Origin of the sequence: Tsukamurella strandjordii (assembly GCF_039525985.1) — a bacterium.
In the GTDB taxonomy this organism is placed as follows: Bacteria; Actinomycetota; Actinomycetes; order Mycobacteriales; family Mycobacteriaceae; genus Tsukamurella; species Tsukamurella strandjordii.
Genome location: NZ_BAAAII010000005.1, coordinates 291,076 through 307,685, shown reverse-complemented (window position 1 = coordinate 307,685; position 16,610 = coordinate 291,076). Strand labels below are relative to the sequence as shown.

At 70.5% G+C, this 16,610-nt stretch carries 19 protein-coding genes; 9 read left to right on the top strand and 10 right to left on the bottom strand.

Annotated features, from left to right (window positions below; translation table 11 throughout):
* Nucleotides 1–13 precede the first annotated feature (13 nt).
* The 4 genes from ABD108_RS10545 to ABD108_RS10530 all read left to right on the top strand — a co-directional run bounded on the left by ABD108_RS10545 (nucleotide 14) and on the right by ABD108_RS10530 (nucleotide 3,227).
* Nucleotides 14–835, top strand: coding sequence for a DUF3097 domain-containing protein (locus ABD108_RS10545; protein ID WP_305110650.1), 822 nt, complete (start codon nucleotides 14–16; stop codon nucleotides 833–835).
* A gap of 35 nt (nucleotides 836–870) precedes the next feature.
* Nucleotides 871–1,491 carry a TetR/AcrR family transcriptional regulator gene (locus ABD108_RS10540; protein WP_343930243.1) on the top strand — a complete coding sequence of 207 codons (621 nt, stop codon included), beginning with the start codon at nucleotides 871–873 and terminating at the stop codon, nucleotides 1,489–1,491.
* Nucleotides 1,492–1,560: 69 nt separating this feature from the next.
* Nucleotides 1,561–2,466, top strand: a complete 906-nt coding sequence (locus ABD108_RS10535) for an AurF N-oxygenase family protein (RefSeq protein ID WP_343930242.1) — start codon at nucleotides 1,561–1,563, stop codon at nucleotides 2,464–2,466.
* On the top strand, nucleotides 2,463–3,227 hold the full coding sequence (locus ABD108_RS10530; protein ID WP_343930241.1) for a DUF4873 domain-containing protein: 765 nt from the start codon (nucleotides 2,463–2,465) through the stop codon (nucleotides 3,225–3,227). The genes ABD108_RS10535 and ABD108_RS10530 overlap by 4 nt, the downstream gene beginning before the upstream one ends.
* On the opposite strand, the gene ABD108_RS10525 is transcribed toward ABD108_RS10530, so the two are convergent.
* Entirely contained in the window at nucleotides 3,228–4,088 is an 861-nt protein-coding gene (locus ABD108_RS10525; RefSeq protein ID WP_343930240.1) for an alpha/beta fold hydrolase, read from the bottom strand. It lies immediately after the preceding gene.
* A gap of 83 nt (nucleotides 4,089–4,171) precedes the next feature.
* Between ABD108_RS10525 and ABD108_RS10520 the strand changes: the two genes are divergently transcribed.
* Together ABD108_RS10520 and ABD108_RS10515 are read left to right on the top strand one after the other, a co-directional pair.
* Nucleotides 4,172–4,603: an NfeD family protein gene (locus ABD108_RS10520; protein ID WP_220658887.1), complete on the top strand. Its 432-nt coding sequence runs from the start codon at nucleotides 4,172–4,174 to the stop codon at nucleotides 4,601–4,603.
* A 31-nt stretch (nucleotides 4,604–4,634) separates the two neighbouring features.
* Complete coding sequence (locus tag ABD108_RS10515) at nucleotides 4,635–5,837, top strand: SPFH domain-containing protein (protein ID WP_343930239.1); 1,203 nt, start codon at nucleotides 4,635–4,637, stop codon at nucleotides 5,835–5,837.
* A 1-nt stretch (nucleotide 5,838) separates the two neighbouring features.
* Here ABD108_RS10515 and ABD108_RS10510 read toward each other — a convergent pair whose 3' ends face one another.
* From ABD108_RS10510 to ABD108_RS10500, 3 genes are all read right to left on the bottom strand, one after another.
* Complete coding sequence (locus ABD108_RS10510; RefSeq protein ID WP_343930238.1) at nucleotides 5,839–6,435, bottom strand: hypothetical protein; 597 nt, start codon at nucleotides 6,433–6,435, stop codon at nucleotides 5,839–5,841.
* Nucleotides 6,432–7,031 carry a hypothetical protein gene (locus ABD108_RS10505; RefSeq protein ID WP_343930237.1) on the bottom strand — a complete coding sequence of 200 codons (600 nt, stop codon included), beginning with the start codon at nucleotides 7,029–7,031 and terminating at the stop codon, nucleotides 6,432–6,434. Before ABD108_RS10505 ends, ABD108_RS10510 begins: the two co-directional genes overlap by 4 nt.
* A 65-nt stretch (nucleotides 7,032–7,096) precedes the next feature.
* Nucleotides 7,097–8,257, bottom strand: coding sequence for a TDT family transporter (locus ABD108_RS10500; RefSeq protein WP_343930236.1), 1,161 nt, complete (start codon nucleotides 8,255–8,257; stop codon nucleotides 7,097–7,099).
* A gap of 71 nt (nucleotides 8,258–8,328) precedes the next feature.
* Between ABD108_RS10500 and ABD108_RS10495 the strand changes: the two genes are divergently transcribed.
* Complete coding sequence (locus ABD108_RS10495; protein ID WP_220658882.1) at nucleotides 8,329–9,258, top strand: LysR family transcriptional regulator; 930 nt, start codon at nucleotides 8,329–8,331, stop codon at nucleotides 9,256–9,258.
* On the opposite strand, the gene ABD108_RS10490 is transcribed toward ABD108_RS10495, so the two are convergent.
* From ABD108_RS10490 to ABD108_RS10470, 5 genes are all read right to left on the bottom strand, one after another.
* A complete protein-coding gene (locus ABD108_RS10490) occupies nucleotides 9,203–9,997 on the bottom strand; it encodes an ABC transporter permease (RefSeq protein ID WP_343930235.1) in 795 nt (264 codons plus the stop codon). The two genes, ABD108_RS10495 and ABD108_RS10490, sit on opposite strands and share 56 nt — an antisense overlap.
* Nucleotides 9,997–10,848: a 2-aminoethylphosphonate ABC transporter permease subunit gene (locus ABD108_RS10485; RefSeq protein ID WP_425579775.1), complete on the bottom strand. Its 852-nt coding sequence runs from the start codon at nucleotides 10,846–10,848 to the stop codon at nucleotides 9,997–9,999. The genes ABD108_RS10490 and ABD108_RS10485 overlap by 1 nt, the downstream gene beginning before the upstream one ends.
* On the bottom strand, nucleotides 10,845–12,002 hold the full coding sequence (locus ABD108_RS10480) for an ABC transporter ATP-binding protein (RefSeq protein WP_343930234.1): 1,158 nt from the start codon (nucleotides 12,000–12,002) through the stop codon (nucleotides 10,845–10,847). Before ABD108_RS10480 ends, ABD108_RS10485 begins: the two co-directional genes overlap by 4 nt.
* A complete protein-coding gene (locus tag ABD108_RS10475; protein WP_305110640.1) occupies nucleotides 11,999–13,030 on the bottom strand; it encodes a 2-aminoethylphosphonate ABC transporter substrate-binding protein in 1,032 nt (343 codons plus the stop codon). The genes ABD108_RS10480 and ABD108_RS10475 overlap by 4 nt, the downstream gene beginning before the upstream one ends.
* A gap of 62 nt (nucleotides 13,031–13,092) precedes the next feature.
* Complete coding sequence (locus ABD108_RS10470) at nucleotides 13,093–14,196, bottom strand: TIGR03364 family FAD-dependent oxidoreductase (RefSeq protein WP_343930233.1); 1,104 nt, start codon at nucleotides 14,194–14,196, stop codon at nucleotides 13,093–13,095.
* Nucleotides 14,197–14,350: 154 nt separating this feature from the next.
* Here ABD108_RS10470 and ABD108_RS10465 point away from each other — a divergent pair, with 154 nt between their 5' ends.
* The gene (locus ABD108_RS10465) at nucleotides 14,351–15,115 is read left to right on the top strand and encodes a GntR family transcriptional regulator (RefSeq protein WP_343930232.1); all 765 of its coding nucleotides are present in this window, start codon (nucleotides 14,351–14,353) and stop codon (nucleotides 15,113–15,115) included.
* Nucleotides 15,112–15,804, top strand: coding sequence for a phosphonatase-like hydrolase (locus ABD108_RS10460; RefSeq protein WP_305110637.1), 693 nt, complete (start codon nucleotides 15,112–15,114; stop codon nucleotides 15,802–15,804). The genes ABD108_RS10465 and ABD108_RS10460 overlap by 4 nt, the downstream gene beginning before the upstream one ends.
* Before the next feature lie 28 nt (nucleotides 15,805–15,832).
* Here the strand turns inward: ABD108_RS10460 and ABD108_RS10455 are convergent, their stop codons facing one another.
* The gene (locus ABD108_RS10455; RefSeq protein ID WP_343930231.1) at nucleotides 15,833–16,522 is read right to left on the bottom strand and encodes a TVP38/TMEM64 family protein; all 690 of its coding nucleotides are present in this window, start codon (nucleotides 16,520–16,522) and stop codon (nucleotides 15,833–15,835) included.
* Nucleotides 16,523–16,610 lie beyond the last annotated feature (88 nt).

The window sequence follows — 16,610 nt, the reverse complement described above, 5'->3', positions numbered from 1 at the left end:
ACCGTTGTTCGGCGTGGCGAACAGCTATGGAGACATCTACGCCGGGCACGCGAGCAAGCGAGCGCGCACCGTCCCCGAGGTCGCGGCCGAGCGCGGTCTCGTCGCGGAGGACGCGGCCACCGGATTCTGCGGGGCCGTGGTCGGATTCGACAAGAGCTACGACGGTGACTTCGTCAAGCTCGAGGACGCGCGCGGTGCAGTGCGGCTGTTCGCGATGCGGAAGGCGGCCTTCCTCATCGACGGCGCGCCGGTGACGCTCGTCAAACCGCGCGTCACCACCGCGTCGGGCCCTCAGCGCAGCGCCTCGGGGTCGACGCGGGTCGAGGGAGTCAAGGCGAAGGTGGCCCTCCCGAGCCGGATCTGGGTGGAGGGCATCCACGACGCGGCGATCGTCGAGCGGGTGTGGGGTCACGATCTGCGGGTCGAGGGCGTCGTCGTGGAGCAGTTGGAGGGACTGGACCACCTGGGTGCCCGCCTGGCGGAGTTCCAGCCCGGACCCGGCCGCCGGGTGGGGGTCCTGGCCGATCACCTCGTGGACGGGTCGAAGGAATCCCGGATGACGCAGTCGCTGGGCAAGTACGTGATGGTGACCGGCCATCCGTTCATCGACATCTGGGCCGCGGTCAAGCCGTCCGCCGTGGGCATCACGGCCTGGCCCGACGTTCCGCGCGGGGAGGATTGGAAGACCGGTACCTGCGCCCGCCTCGGCTGGGGCACGCCCCAGGACGGGTGGCGCCGGGTGCAGGGCGCGGTCTCCTCGTTCCGCGACCTCGACTCCTCACTCATCGGTGCGGTCGAACGGCTCGTGGACTTCGTCACCGAACCGGAGGACTGAACCCCCGGAGGCTGTGCGATCGCTAGTATTCGCTGGTGGCCGCACCGCAGACCCGACCCGATACCCGCGCGCAGATTCTGCGTGCCGCACTCGACTGGGTGGACGAGGCGGGTCTGACCCGGATCTCGATGGGGGCGCTCGCCAAACGCGCCCGTCTCGCCCGGGCCACCCTGTACCAACACTTCACCGGCAAAGAAGCCCTGGTCGATGCCGTCGTATCGAGCGAGCTGGAGAAGTTCTACAGCCGAATCCACGACTACGCCGACGGGATCGAGGACAACCGCGAGCGGCTCGCGGCGGGCTTCGCCTACGCCTATGCGTACCTCCGGGAACACCGCGCACTGCAGCGCGTACTCGCCGTGAGCCCCGGCCTGCTGCTGCCCTACGTGCACGGCGACTCTCCGCAGATGCAGCAGGGGCGGCAGTTCTTCCTGCGGGAGATCCGCCGCGGCGAGTACCGCGACGACGCCGACGTGGAGGCCTTCGCGGATTTCTTCGTGCGGCAACTGCATTCACTATTGCTCACGCCGCTGTCGCCGGTCGACGGTGCCGCGGACGGCCCCGACCACGCGGGCCCGAGCACGGCGAACCTCGAAGCCGGTCGACGGTACGCCCGGATGTTCGTACTCCCGGCCAGGGCGCAGTTCGCCGAATAGACAGGCCTGCGACGTGCAGGGATAGACACAATGCTGGACTCTGTCTGGCACGGGTGTTACGTTCGCCACATGACCGACACGACTCTGCCGGAACGTACCCGTGAGAATGTCGCCGACCGACTGCTCGGCGGCTCCGTCAAGCGCTCCTACGCGCCCGTCGTCGACATCGACTGGGATGCCCCCATCGCCCCCGACCGGTACTTCCTGCCGCCGCACATGTGCACCCTTTACGGGACCGACCTGTGGGAGCAGATGACCGAGGAGCAGCGCATCGAGCTGTCCAAGCAGGAGGTCACCAACCTGCTGTCCATGGGCATCTGGTTCGAGAACCTGCTCAACCGGCTGCTGCTGCGCGAGCTGCTCTCCGCCGACCCCACCTCCCGGGACTCCTTCTACTCGCTCACCGAGATGGGCGACGAGTGCCGCCACATGGTGATGTTCGGCAAGGTGATCGATCGCATCGGCACCCGCCCGTTCCGGCTCCGCGGCTGGCAGCTCGGCGTGGTCAAGTACGTTCTCGCACCGGTGATCCGGGGACAGGCCGTGTGGATCGCCGCACTGGTCGGCGAGGAGATCTTCGACGCCCAGCAGCGCCAGATCAAGGACGATCCCGAGCTGCAGCCGATCGTGGCGCGGCTGATGCAGATCCACGTCACTGAGGAGGCCCGGCACATCGGTTACGCCCGTGACGGCGCCCGCCGCGGGATGTCCACCCGGAGCCGGGCACAGACGCTCCTGGTCGGAAACCTGCACGCGCTGGCGGCTTTCGGGTTCCGGATGCTCTTCGCCAACCCGCGGATGTACGCGCGGGTCGGCCTCGATCCGAAGGCGGCGTACCGCGCCGCTGTGACGAATCCGCACCACCTCAAGGCGAAGCAGGACGGCTTCCGCGACCTGGGACGGTTCCTCGAATCCGTCGGCCTCATGGGGCCCATCGCCCGCTGGTCCTGGAAGCGCGCGGGGTTCCTCGCGTGACGCAGGCGCGGATCGCCGTCATCGCCGACGCCGCGGTGCCCGGACTCGCCGGCACCGTCGTGGCACCGTCGGAGGTGACCGCTGCTCGGTTCCACCCCGACCGGGACGCGTGGTCGCTCACGACCGCGGCGGGGGAGACCGACTACGACCTGCTCGTGGTCTCCGGGGCGAGGCTGCCGATCACCGTTCCTGCGCTCGACCCGCGCGTCAGTCCGCCAGCGGCGGTCGGACCGGACGACGCCGACCGGGCGTACCTGGGCATGCTGATCGACGGTGTGCCGAACCTGGTGCTGATGGGCACCGCGGAGCGCGCGCTGCAACTGACCACGCTGCAGGCGTGGTTGCGGTGGGCCTACGCCGAGGGCGCCACCCGGATGCTGTCCCGGCCGCCGGTCACGGCACGCTGGATCGGTAAGGGGCGTCGCACGCCGTCGCGGCCGGACCGGGACGCGATCGACCTGTCGAACGAGCACGTCCGCGATGAGGGCGTGTACGCGGGCGTCGCGATCCTGCGGTCGGGCGACTACGAGGCGACGTCGCCGGTGCGATTGGCCGGACACCTCGAACCCCTGGACGGCAAGTACCACTGGTACGGCACCGTCGACGATCTGGAGATCGGTGCGGCGCTGAAGAAGATGCCACGCGGCAGCGTGACGGTGTCGCTCGGCGGTGGAACCGACGCGCCGGCGTTGGTGACCGACAAGACGGTGTGGGGCACCTACCGACTGGTCGGTGTGGGCGCCCCGCCGTTTCCGCTCTGATCAGTCTGCGAGGGCGCGGATCTCGTCGATGATGATCTGCGGGTCGGTCAGCGGCACGTAATGGCTCGAATTCGGTGCCAGGACGTGCTTGCCGGCCGGCGATGCCGCAGCCCGCGTGGCGTGCGAGGCATTCGCGGCGGCCCGCATGGATGCGGACATGCCGTCGCCTGGTTTCGCCCCGGAGATCACGGTGACCGGGATGGTGCCGAGCGCGGGCGCGTTCGTACGCCAAGTCTTCAGTTCGCGCAGGAAGGTCTTCGCCTGCCTCGCCTGGGTGTCGATCACCCCGGGCGTGAAGGCCTCGCGCTCCATATCGGCACGGACGTCTGTGGGCGCACCGTGGAGCTGCCCGGCGAAGAGTCTGCCGAGCAGACCCACACGGGCCAATATCCGGCTCGCCGCGATCATCGCGGACTCGACGACCTTGAATCCCGTGCCGAACAAGACGTCTGCGGCCTCGTCGGTGGGATCGACGAGCACCAGGCCGGCCACCCGGTCGGGACGGCGGGAGGCCGCGAGCCGCACGATCGGTCCTCCGGCGCTGTGGCCCACCAGGATGAAGCGCTGATCGGGCCTCCGGTCGGCTCCGATGTCGTCGAGCAGGTCGTTGAGGTCGTCGGCCATCCGGTCAAGGGTGCGGGCACCGGGATCGGGGGCGCTGCGCCCGAGGCCGGACCGATCGTAGGCGATCGCCGTCGTGAACTGCGCGACCGCGGGTTGAACGGCGGCCCAAGAGGATCGGCTCGCCGCGGCGCCCGCCTCGAAGACCGCGATCGGCGCCTCCGGACCGGACAGCACCGCCGCGTGCAACCGCCGTCCGTCGCGCGTGGTGAAGTACCGGCTCTCGCCCTGGGTGTGCATCGTCCCCTCCGATCAGCTACTCAGGTGACCCTAACTCATCCTGGTCGCCGTCACCGATGTCCGACTTCTGGCAGGATCGAGGTATGGCAGCGGCGCTGTGGCTGATCGGAGCGATTCTGCTGGCCGTCGCGGAAACGGCGGCCGGCGAGTTCACGCTGTTGATGCTCGGCGGCGGAGCGCTCGTCACCGCCGGGGCGACAGGCGTTTTCGATCTCCCGCCCTGGGCTCAGGGCATCGTCTTCGTGGTCTCTTCGGTGTTGCTGCTGGTACTCGCCAGGCCTCCGCTGCGGCGCTACGTCGAACGCAAGCGGGGCGACGCGCCGTCGTACCTGGAGTCGCTCCCCGGAATGAAGGCCGTGGTCTCCGCGGACGTCTCCGCCGACGGCGGCCGTGTTCTGGTGAGCGGCGAGGAGTGGTCGGCGCGCACACCGTACGACGGTGCGCCCATCCCGGCCGGAGTCGAGGTGACGATCGTCGAGATCGACGGCGCCGTCGCCATTGTCGTGGACAGCTGAGCCGGATCGCCGGCGAAGAAAGGGAAGAGCAATGGAAATCGGCATCGCCGTACTCGTGCTTCTGGTCATCGCAGCGGCGTTCATCTTGTTCAAATCGTTGGTGTTGGTGCCGCAGGCGCAGGCCGCAGTGATCGAACGGCTCGGTCGCTACACGCGCACGGTCTCGGGACAGCTCGCGCTGCTGATCCCGTTCATCGACACCGTCCGGGCCCGCGTGGACCTGCGCGAGCAGGTGGTCTCGTTCCCGCCCCAGCCGGTGATCACGCAGGACAATCTGACGGTCCAGATCGACACGGTCGTCTACTTCCAGGTGACGCGCCCCGAGGCCGCGGTCTACGAGATCAGCAACTACGTGGTGGGCGTCGAGCAGATCACCACCACCACCCTGCGCAACGTGGTCGGAGGTATGACTCTGGAAGAGACGCTTACCTCCCGCGAGAAGATCAACGGCCAGCTGCGCGGCGTGCTCGACGAGGCCACGTCGCGGTGGGGCCTGCGGGTCGCCCGGGTGGAACTGAAGTCGATCTTCCCGCCGCCCACCATCCAGGAGTCGATGGAGAAGCAGATGAAGGCGGACCGCGAGAAGCGGGCCACCATCCTTTCCGCCGAGGGGCATCGCGAGGCGGCCATCAAATCGGCCGAGGGCGATAAGGCCAGCCGGATCCTGCTTGCCGAGGGTGAGCGGCAAGCCGCGATCCTCGCCGCCGAGGCCGATCGGCAGGCCGAGATCCTGCGTGCCGAGGGCCGCCGCGCCGCCGCGTATCTGGAGGCGCAGGGCGAGGCCAAGGCGATCGAGACCACGTTCTCGGCCATCAAATCGGGCAAGCCGACACCGGAACTGCTGGCCTACCAGTACCTTCAGACGCTGCCCGAGATGGCACAGGGCGATGCGAACAAGGTGTGGGTGGTGCCGAGCGACTTCAACGCCGCGCTGCAGGGATTCATGCGCAACCTGGGAACCCAGGGCGCCGATGGGGTGTTCCGTTTCGAGCCGACGCAGGAGCAGCAGCCCGAGGAGCACCGGGAGATCGACACCGACGGCTGGTTCGACAATCCGGAACCCGTGGCCCCGGTCGTGGTGACCGAGGCACCGGCCGACCGCCTCGTGCCGCCCCACGCTCCGGCGGCACCGGAGCCGATGACGGCGCCACTGCCCGTGTCTCCGCCGCAGCGCTCGCCGTATCAGGTGCAGCAACCGGGGTTCCCCGTCACCGAGCCGCAGGAAGGGGCCTGAGCTACCTGCCGACGGCCACCGCGACCCCGGCACAGCCTGCAGCCCAGAGCACCGAGACGAAGGTGCCGATGATGAACTGCTCGGCGGCGCCGGGGTTGCGCAGTTCCGGATAACGGGCCAGTCCCTTCGCCGCCACGATCACGGCGAGGCCGGCGGCGAAATTGGCGAGGATGCACACGGCGATCGCCGCGCGCTCCAAGACGCCGATCGCGAGCCCGCCGCGCAGCGGCTCCTCGACCACCTCCGCATCGGTCTCTTCGACGGCCTCCTCCGGGGATGCTGCTGCCGGGCCGGCGACACTCGCGGGTGCCTCCGTGGGCTCCTCCTGCTCCCGACCGTTGGCACCGGCGAGCACGAACGTGGCGGTGACCAGGACGCTGCCTCCCGCCATGGCGGCGAGAACCGCCGCCACCCGTACGGTGGCCAGCCCGAATCCGCTCGCCGCGGGGGCGGCCAGCGCCACGACCGCAGCCGCCGCCAGGAAGACCAGTGGCGCCGCCGCGCGGATCAGTCCCGCTCGGCCGTCCGTTCCCGCCCTGCCGGCCAGGATTCCAGCCACGCCGGCGAGCACCAGCAGGACGACCACCGCGACGATCATCCGAGTGCCTCCGCCGCCGCATCGGCCTCCGTGAGCAGTTCGACGGCGAGCGACCGGCCCGCCGGCTCCACCGCCCAACCCGCCGCGGCCGCCCGCTGCGAGGCGGCCTGCCGCGAGACGCCCAGCCGTTCCGCTGCGGCCGTGATCGTGATGCCGGTGTTCAACAACGCCGCCACCTCCTGCCCTTCCCTCGATCTGCGGCCCACGATAAGGCCGAGCACCGACAGGATCGCTTCGGCGCGGGCCGCAGCGTGGGCGTCGTCGCCACGGACCTGCAGAGGAACCGCCGCGCCCTTGGCCGCCTCGACCGCCTCGCGTGCCGCCTCGAAGGCGCGGCCGCGGCCCGCCCGCGTCTGCGGGGGCAGCGGTGTCTCGACCGGTCCGGTCCCGATCCCGACGCTCCAGTGCCCGTCGGACAGGAGCGTCAGGGCCGCATCGACGGCGACGCCCGCATCGTCGGTGACGGCCTGCAGTTCGTCACCCGCAGTACGGTCGGGCGGGCGAAGCCAGCCGAGGGGCGCCAGGGCGGCCTGTGCCGCCTCGACTCGATCGGAGTCCGAGCGGCTGCCCCGTTGGTCCGCGGTGAGAACGATCATCGCGCAAGTCTACGAGCTTGCATCCGGCTAACGCAAGGGAAATGGCTTGCTGAAAGGCTGGGAATTCACTCCGCGAGATCGGGGTGCCGCAGCAGAGCGCCGCTGACGAGCACCCGGCTGACGGTACCGCGAGCGGCGGCGACCCAACCGACGACCAGGCCGATGAAGTAGGCGACGGCGAGGACGGCGTACCCGGCGGCGCCGGTGGCCGCCGACATCGCGCTGAATCCGGTGACACAGGTGCCGACGGGGAAGGTGAAGGACCACCACGTCGGGGCGAACGGGAGTCCCTCCGCGGTGCCCAGGGCGGTGCGTGCGGTCAGCAGGAGCGCCACGCCCGTCCACATCAGCACCGCCACGGTGACGGTCCAGCCGTAGTCCGTGCCGAAGCGCTGGAGGGCGGTGGCGAGATCCGCGCCGACGGCCAGGTGCGCGGTGGAACCGAGGCCGTTCGCGGCGGTGATCGACTGCCCCAGCGGGCCGAGCACGATCCAGGCGGTCGGCACAACGGGCGCGGCCCACGCGGGGCCGCGCACGAGGCGCACCACCACCGAGGGCAGCACCACGAGGGAGGCGAGGAGCGTGAACGCGAAGCAGCCGTAGCTGAACCAGAGCAGCGAGCTGCGCACGACTCCTTCGGCGGTGTACGGCATCAGCGCTGCGCCGCCGGCCGCGGTCACCATGGGGGAGACGACGGGCATCAGCCATCCGGCGAACGCCGCATCCGCACGGTAGTGGCCACCGCGGAGCATCAGCACCGGTATCAGGAGGGCGAAGAACAGGCCCAAGGCGCTGCCGATCACCCACAGTCCCACGCCCAGAACGAGCGCGGCGCTCACCCCGATCCAATCCCGGCCCACCAGAATTGCGCCGATGCCGACGGTGAGGAAGGCCATCGCCATCGCGCCGTAGAAGTTTCCGATCACCGGGTCACGGTGGTGCCTGCGGGCGAATCCTGGATACCGGACCCAGTGCGCGACGGTGCCTATCGTGAGCACCGCGAGCAGGACCGCCGCCAGCGCCCACACGGCGGCCGCGACCGCGCGCAGGCCCGGCACGTGCACGGGCAGTCCCACGGCCGCGTTGGCGATGATGCCGGTACCCATCACCGAGGCGAACCAGTTCGGCGTCAGGTTGGATACGGCGTGCCACGGACTCCGCAGATCGCGCAGCAGTCCGGACCGGGTGGGCTCGACGGCGCTGGGGGCGGTGGTCATCACGTGCATACCGACCACACTGGCCTCGGAACTTCCCTTCCGGTAGCCACAGCCCGTCTATTTACCCATAGAATGACACTATGGACATGCCAGCGGTGGAATCACTGCGCCTGCTGGTCGCGGTCGCCGATCTGGGGTCGATCTCGGCCGCTGCGCGCGAATGCGGGATATCCCAGCCCAGCGCCAGCTCGCGGTTGCGGCACCTGGAGCGGCAGCTCCGCCTCGATCTGCTCGACCGGCGCACCCGCGGCGCCGAGCTGACCCCGGAGGGAGCCGCAGTCACCGAGTGGGCCCGGTCGGTGGTGGCGGCGATGTCGGCGTTGCAGACCGGTGCGGAAGCGCTGCGCTCCGATCACACCGTGCGTATCGCATGCAGCCAGACCATCGCCGAGTACCTCATGCCGGCCTGGCTCGCGCGGCTCCGCGAGCACACCGACGAGCCGGTGCACCTGACGGTGGGCAACACGGCTGCGGTCCTCGCCGACGTGCGCGGGCACATCGCCGACCTCGGTTTCGTGGAGGGTCCGACGGTGCCCCGCGACCTGGCCTCTCGCACCGTCCGCACTGATCGATTGGTCCTCGTCGCGGCACCCGGACACCGTCTGACCCGGCGGCCCGCAGACCGCCCGGTGACGGCGGAGGAACTCACCGGGCTGTCCCTCGTGACCCGCGAACCCGGGGCCGGCACCCGCGACGCACTGGTGGCGGCACTCGCCCGGAAGAACCTCTCGCCCAATCCCGACGCGGTCGCGCTGGGCACCAACGCCGCGGTGAAGATCATGGTGGGCGTCGGCGACCACGCCGCGGTCCTCAGTGAGCTCGCGGTGGCGGCGGAGCTCAGCGACGGTCGGCTGGTCGAGATTCCCACCACCGGCATCGATCTGCGGCGTGAGCTGCGCGCGGTGCGGCGCAAGGACGCCCCACCGCGTGATGTGGTCTCGACCCTGCTGGCCGTCAGCTCCGGTCGCGCCGCCGGAGCGCCGAGAGCCCGCCCAGGATCACCACGGTGACCAGCACGAGCAGCGTGGTGTTGGCCGCGGCACCGAAGATGTCGCCCCGATCGGACTGGGTGAACACCGTGACCGGCAGGGTGCGCCAGGATGCGGGGTACACCATGATCGTCGCGCCGAGTTCACCCATGCACAGCGCCACGGACAGCCCCGACGCCGCCGCGATGGCGGGGAACAGCAGCGGGAGTCGTACCTGCACCAGGAGCCGCAGCGGCCCGGCGCCGAGCGATCCGCCCACCTTGTCCAGCATCGGATCCAGCCGGACCGCAGCGGCGGAGACCATCGAATAGGCGAAGGCGAACACCAGGATCGCCTGCACCAGGATCACGATCGCGGGTGTACCCCCGAGGATCACGGGCGGCGCCGAGAAGGCCACCAGCACACCGAGACCCACCACCACCGACGGCACCGCCACCGGAAGATGGAAGAAGGCGTCCGCCGCGCCGCGCAGGCGCGGTGGCAGGCCGGGCACCGCGAGCGCAGCCCAGGTGCCGGCGACGACGGCCAGGGCGGAGGCGATGATGGCCGACTGCACCGAGACCCCGATGCTGGCCGCGTTCTCCGGGGTGAAGGCGTCGCGCACGTGGTCTGTGGTCAGCGCCGACGGCAACACCGAGGTCCAGGAGGCGCTGAACGCGGTGACCAGCGTGACCACGACGGGCGTGATCACCAGGGCCAGCAGCACCACGCCGAAGACGAGCCACACCGCGACCCGGGCCGCTCCGTTCCGTACCAGCATCAGTGGACCTTCCGGGTGAGCGAGCGGTACAGCAGGTAGACCGCCACCGAGATCGCGAGCTGGACCGTGGCGAGCACGGCCGCGGTCGCGAAGTCCTGCCCCACGATCGAGCGGGTGTACACCAGCATCGGCAGCGTGATCACATCCTTGGCGCCGGTGAACAGCACGATCCCGAACTCGTTGAGTGTGAGCAGGAAGGTCAGCGAGGCGGCGGCCGCGAGGGCGGGGAACGCGGCGGGAAGGATCACCCGGGCGACGATCCGCAGCGGGCCCGCACCCAGCGACGAGGCCACATCGATCTGCGCCGTCGGCACTTGCCCGAAGGCGGCGAGCATCGGTCGCACCACGAACGGTGTGTAGAAGGCGATCTCCGCCAGCACGACGCCCCACAGCGAGGTGGTGAACGATCCCGTCGAGAGTCCGAGCGGTGCGACGGCCGCGTTCACCACGCCCACCGGGCCGAGCAGCACTCCCAGGGCGAGCGGGATCAGGAAGCTCGGGAAGGAGACCACCACCTCGATGAGCCGCACCACCGCCGGGGAACCCGGGAACGGGACGAAGGCGAGGACCAGCGCCAGGAAGGTCCCCGCGACCAGGCAGCCGATCGTGGACAGGGCCGCGACCTGCACGGTGGTGCCCAGCGCCCGGAGTACTGCGCCGTCGCTGAGGGTTTCGCGCCACGTGGCCAGGCCGGCCGGGCGCTCGGCCTTATCGGTGAAGGTCCGCGCGACGATCCCGGTCAGCGGGTACACCACGGCCACGAGGATGAGGGCGACCGGCGGAAGGGCCCACACCCAGCGCGGCACACCGACGCCCGCCGGGATGAGCGGCCGGACGACAGCGGTGCTCATGCGGATGCCCCCGCCGCGTCGAGCGGGATCACCATGACCTCGGCGGGGTCGACTGCGGCCCAGAGCGTCTCGGCCTTCATCGGCGCCTCGGTGAGCACCGGGACGTCCACGCCGATGCACTGGCCGGTGTCCGCGACCCGTGCGGTGAGATGTCGGACGGCGCCGCGCCACTGCTCCTGTTCGACGGTCACGCGCACGCCGTTGGCCGATGCGGTGCGGGTGAATCGCCACGCCCACGGGCGCACCGCGAAGCCGATCCGGTCCGCTCCGGCCGGCGCCGAGCGCGTGGTGGTGAGGACGGCGGATCCGTAAGCGGCGCGCAATCCGAGCCCGTCGTCGCGGACGTCGCTGACCGCGAGCACATCGGCGCCGCCGAGGAAGGTGGCGGTGAAGGCGGTCGGCGGAGTGTGGAAGAGCTCCACGGTGCTCCCGATGGCCTCCAGCCGCGCATCCCGCATCACGGCGATCCGGTCCGCGAGCGCCAGCGCCTCGCTCTGATCGTGGGTCACGTAGACCATGGCGACCTCGGGGAGTTCGGCACGCAGCCGCTGCAACTCGCCGAGCATGTCCTTGCGCATGCCCGCATCGAGTGCCGAGAGCGGCTCGTCGAGCAGGATCACGCCGGGACGGGTCGCGAGCGCGCGGGCGATCGCGACGCGCTGCTGCTGTCCGCCGGACAGTTGCGCGGGCAGCCGGTCGGCGTAGTCGCTCATCCCCACCATCGCGAGCACCTCGTTGACGCGAGGCGCGACGGAGGCGCGGTCGGCGCCGCGGGCCGTGAGGCCGAAGGCGACGTTCTTGCGGACCGTCATGTGCGGGAAGAGGGCGTAGCTCTGCACCACGATGCCGATTCCGCGCTTGGCGGGCGAGAGGCGCGTCACATCGCGCCCGTCGATCGTCACGGAGCCTGAGGCCACCTGCTCGAAGCCGGCGATCGCCTTGAGCGCCGTCGACTTTCCCGATCCGGACGGACCGAGCAGTGCCACGGTCTCACCGCGGGCAACCTCGAAGCTGCACTCGCGCAGCGCCGTCGTGTCGCCGTAGCGCACGCTCACCCGGTCCAGCCGCACCGCCGCTCGACGGCGGACGGTGCGGTCCACCTCGTCGTCGGCGAGTCCCCGCGGCGCGCGGATCACGCGTTCCGGGCGGGTCACTGGCCGGTGGCCTTCTCGTAGGCCTTGATATCGGCGTCGAGGCCGGTGAGTACCTGATCCCAGTTCGGGTACCAGATCTCGACGCCGTCGATCGCTGCGCGGAAAGCGTCCCACTGCGGGCCCGATGGGGTGACATCGGTGCGTACCGGGGCGCCCCAGGCGCGGGCGGGGACGTTCTGCTGGACGTCCTTGGACAGCAGGTGCTCCATGAGCTTGGTGCCGTTCGCGGCGTGCGGCGCCTTGTCCGCGAGCCCCATGTAGTAGGGCAGCGGGAGCGTGCTGCGCTTCCCGGCGAAGGACGGGTAGAAGACCTCGTAGGCCACCTTGTCAGCGGCGATCGCGGCGAGCGCCATCTGCACATCCGAATTTGCGACGCTCAGTTCGCCTTTCGAGACCTTCGGGCCGAGCTTGCCGGTGGACGTCGACGGACCGACGTTGTTGGGCTGCACATCGGTGAGGTAGGCGAGCGCGGCCTCTTCGCCCATGATCTGCTGGAGCAGTAGCAGGAGGGCGGTGCCGTCACCGGCCTTGCCGGGCGTGGAGTACTGGATCTTCTGCTTGTACGCGGGGCCGGTGAACTCGGCCCAGTCGGTGGGCTTGGGCTGCGCGGCGGTGTTGCGGATCATCGCGAAGTAGTTGTTGACCACGGCCACGTAGGTGCCGTCCTTCGCCTTGAGCTCGGCGGGCACCGAGCCGGTGTCGATTCCGGCGGGCGCGAGCGAACCCTGCTGTTGCGCCTGCTGGATGAACGGCGGCAGGGTGACGAGCACGTCGACCTGGGGGTTGGCCTTCTCCTTCTGGGCGCGCGAGACCACCTCGCCGGAGCCCGCCTCCACGAGCGAGACGCTGATCCCGGTCTGCTTGGTGAAATCGGCGAATTCGGCCTTGTACCAGTCGGCCAGGCCGTCGGCGCTGTAAACGGTCACGGTGTCGGCGGAGCCGGACCCGCCGCCGGTGCCGCCGCACGCGGAGACGGCGAGGACGGCGGCGACAGTGACCGCCGCGGTGAGGGATCGGGTGATGCGCATGGGATATCGCCCTTCGAGGGAGGTCGGAAGCGGTGGAAGAGGGAGTTGTGGTCGGGGAGGGATCAGGCGGGGAAGTGGCGGCGGGCGAGCCCGTGCGCGATGGTCATGCCGACACCCGAGGTCACCACGCGCACATGGAGTCCCGGCTGCGGCTCGGCGACGACGTAGGGGCAGAGCGGACTGGAGGCGTACACGCCCTGCCACCGTTCGACGATCCGCAGATCCGCGATCCCGAGCACCCGTGCCACCTCGGCGCGCAGGGTGTCCGCGATCGTCTCGTCGAGGAAGGGAGCGACGGTGGCCTCGGTGTGGTGCGAGTCGCCGATGAGCAGCGTGCCGTCGGGCCGCTGGGTGAACATGACGTTGGCGTCGATGTCGAGCAGGTCGGGTCGCTCGGCGCGCATCCGGTCGCGGAGCGCGCCTGCGGCGGCGGTACCGGCGAAGGCCGGATAGCGCAGCAGCGAGGTCGCGGTGAGTACCGCGGGGGTGATCGGCGCACCCGGGTCGGCGGCACGCGCCATCTGCAGGGCGCAGCGGTCGATCCGGTGTTCCTCCGCCGTCTCCGGGTAGAGGTGGTCGAGATCGTGGCCGACGCAGACGATGACACGGTCGGTAGCGATCCGGCCGCGGCTGGTGACGGCGTGGGTGCCGTCGAAGCCGAGGTAGGCAGTGCGGAAGAGGACCGCGGCGCGATCCTGGGCGTCGATCCATGCGGCGAGGCGCCCGACGGTGGTCCGCGGGTCGACGCGCAGGTCCGCAAGGAGCGCTGCGCCTCCCACGATGTCGTCGGCGCCGCCGGGGAGCTCGGAGCGGGTGGACGCGGCGGTGCGCAGCTCGACGTCGCCGGGCCGGGCGGCGGCGAGTTCTTCGAGGACGGCGAGCTCGGTGGCGTGACGTGCGACGGCGAGTCCGCCGGTCGCGCGGACACCGAGCCGGGCGCGGTCGTCGAGGTCGAGCCACCGCTCCCGCGCGAGGTGGGCGAGCTCGGCGAGGTCGCCGGACTGCCCGGTGACACAGGCGTGACCGAAGTTGCGTACGGAGGCGCCCACGGCGCGGGCATCGCGCTCCAGCACCGTCACGCGCAGGCCGCGGGCGAGGGCTTCGGCCGCGTGGGCGAGTCCCACGACGCCGGCTCCCACGATCACGATGTCCGCTGCGCTGTCCATGTCGTCGAGCTTGGCGTGCGCACCCCGTTTCGAACAAGCCCCTGCGGTAGATGTCTATACAAGTTGTCTCGGTGTACATCCGTGTAGATATTCGTTCATCGACCGTTCATGCATCGACCTCGTTGATGCCAGGCGCACTTGTATACTCAAGCTCATGACAGCAGGTCAGCCGCTCCACCAACGTCTCGCGGCCGAGTTCCGCACGCGGATCGGTTCGGGGGACTGGCCGGAGGGTGAGCAGGCGCCCAGCGAGGCGTCCCTGTGTGAGGAGTTCGGCACCTCGCGTGGTCCGGTGCGGCAAGCCCTGGCGACCCTGCGCGCCGAGGGTCTGATCGTCGGCGGACAGGGGCGCTCGCCGGTGGTGCGCCGGAACGTGCCGAGCCATTCCGCCAGTGCGCTGGGATCGTTCACCGCGTGGGCCACCGAGCAGGGCCGTGAGCCGGGACAGCGCACCACCCTCCAGGCCCGGATTCCCGCCACCGAGGAGATCGCGGAATGGCTGCAGGTGGCGGCGGGAGACCCGGTCCTGGAACTGCGCCGGGTCCGCACGCTCGACGGTGCGCCCGCCTTGCGCGAGGAGATGTACTTCACCTGGGAACTGGGCCGCCGCCTGATGGAGTTCGACCCGGATTCCGGATCCGTGAACCGATTCCTGCTCGACGCGGGCGCTGATCTCTTCGCCTCGACCCATCAGCTCGACGCAGTGGCCGCCACCGTCGAGGACGCCACGGATCTCGCAGTGCCGGAAGGATCTCCGCTGCTGCGGGTCCGCCGGATCACCACTGATTCCGCAGGCGACGTCGTCGAGTACTCCGAGGACCGGTATGTGCCCGGCGTGACCACCGTGACCGTCGAGAACCGCCTCTTCGCCGCACCCGCGGCGACGCTCCGATCCCTTCCCGTCAGGAGAAACGCATGACCGTTCCCGTCGACCTCGTCGCACTCGACATGGCCGGAACCACGATCGACGACGGCGGTGCGGTCTACGAGGCGCTGCGCGGCGCGGTCGAGGACGGCGGCGCCCCGGTGGCGCAGCCGGATCTGCAGGCCTGGATGGGGACCGACAAGGTCGAGGCCATCACCAACCTGCTGCGGATCGGAGGTGTCGAGCCCACCGCCGAGCGCGTCGCCGCCGGGTTCGAGCGCTTCCGGGAGCGCCTCGGGCAGGCCTACGCCGGCACCCCACCCACCGCGATCGACGGTGTGCCGCAAGCGCTCGCCGAGCTCCGCGGGCGCGGTATCGCGGTGTCCCTGACCACCGGATTCGACGACGCCGTGGCCTACCCACTGCTCGCCGCCCTGGGGTGGCGGATCGGCGACGATCCCGAAGCGACCGTCGACGCGGTGGTCACCACCTCCGATGTCGCGGCGGGCCGCCCTGCGCCCTACCTGATCCACCGCGCGATGGAGAAGACGGGCGCCCGCGACGTCCGCCGCGTGTTGGCGGCGGGGGACACTGCCGTCGACGTGCAGGCGGCGAACAACGCCGGTGCCATCTCAGTAGGCGTGCTCACCGGGAAGGCCGATCCCGAGGCACTCGCGACGGCCGGTGCCGACCACGTGCTCGGCGGCGTCGTCGACCTCCCGGCGCTCCTCGGACTCCGCTAGCAAGCTCAGACGCTTGCGCTGCCCCTGATCAAGGCTGACGACTTGCGGGCATCCGGGCGTCGGCGACCAGGCCGAGCAGTCCGATCGACATCAGGCCGATGCTGATCGCCACCAGCCAGGGTTCGGACCGGCCGGTGAGCGCATCGCCCAGCAGCACCACGGCGATGGTTCCGGGGGCGAGGCCGGCCACCGTCGCCACCGTGTACGGCCAGAACCGGACCGGCGAGAGCGCAGACGCGTAGTTGACCAGCGAGAACGGCGCCGGTGCGATGAGCCGCAGCGACCCCACCGCGAGCCATCCCCGGGTGCGCAGACGGGCGGCGATCGGCGCGTAGGCCGGGTGTTCGCGGACCCGCGCGATCACCTCCGACGGATAGCGCCGGTCGATCGCGCGCACCCCGAGGAAGGCGATCACCGCGGCGAGCGTCGACGCCGTCATGCACACGGTGATGCCCACGACGGGGCCGAACAGGAACCCGGCCGACACCGTGAACATCGTGCGCGGGATCGGGAACACCGTGACCACGACGTGCGTGAGGAAGAACAGCGCCAGGAACCACGGTCCCGTCGAATCGGCCCAGGCCCGGATCGTCGACGGGGCGGGATGGGGCAGCAACAGGCCCGCCGCCACCACGGCGAGCACGACCGCGCAGCCGATCACCGCCCGGATCACCAACGACCGGTCGCCGGGACGGAACCGAGTTTCGTTGGCACCCACGTCGAGCCAAGATACGCGCCTGACCGGCGCAGCGGCGCGACCCTACTGGGGCGTAGATAGTCGAATCAGTTAACGTGAGTTCTCGGAC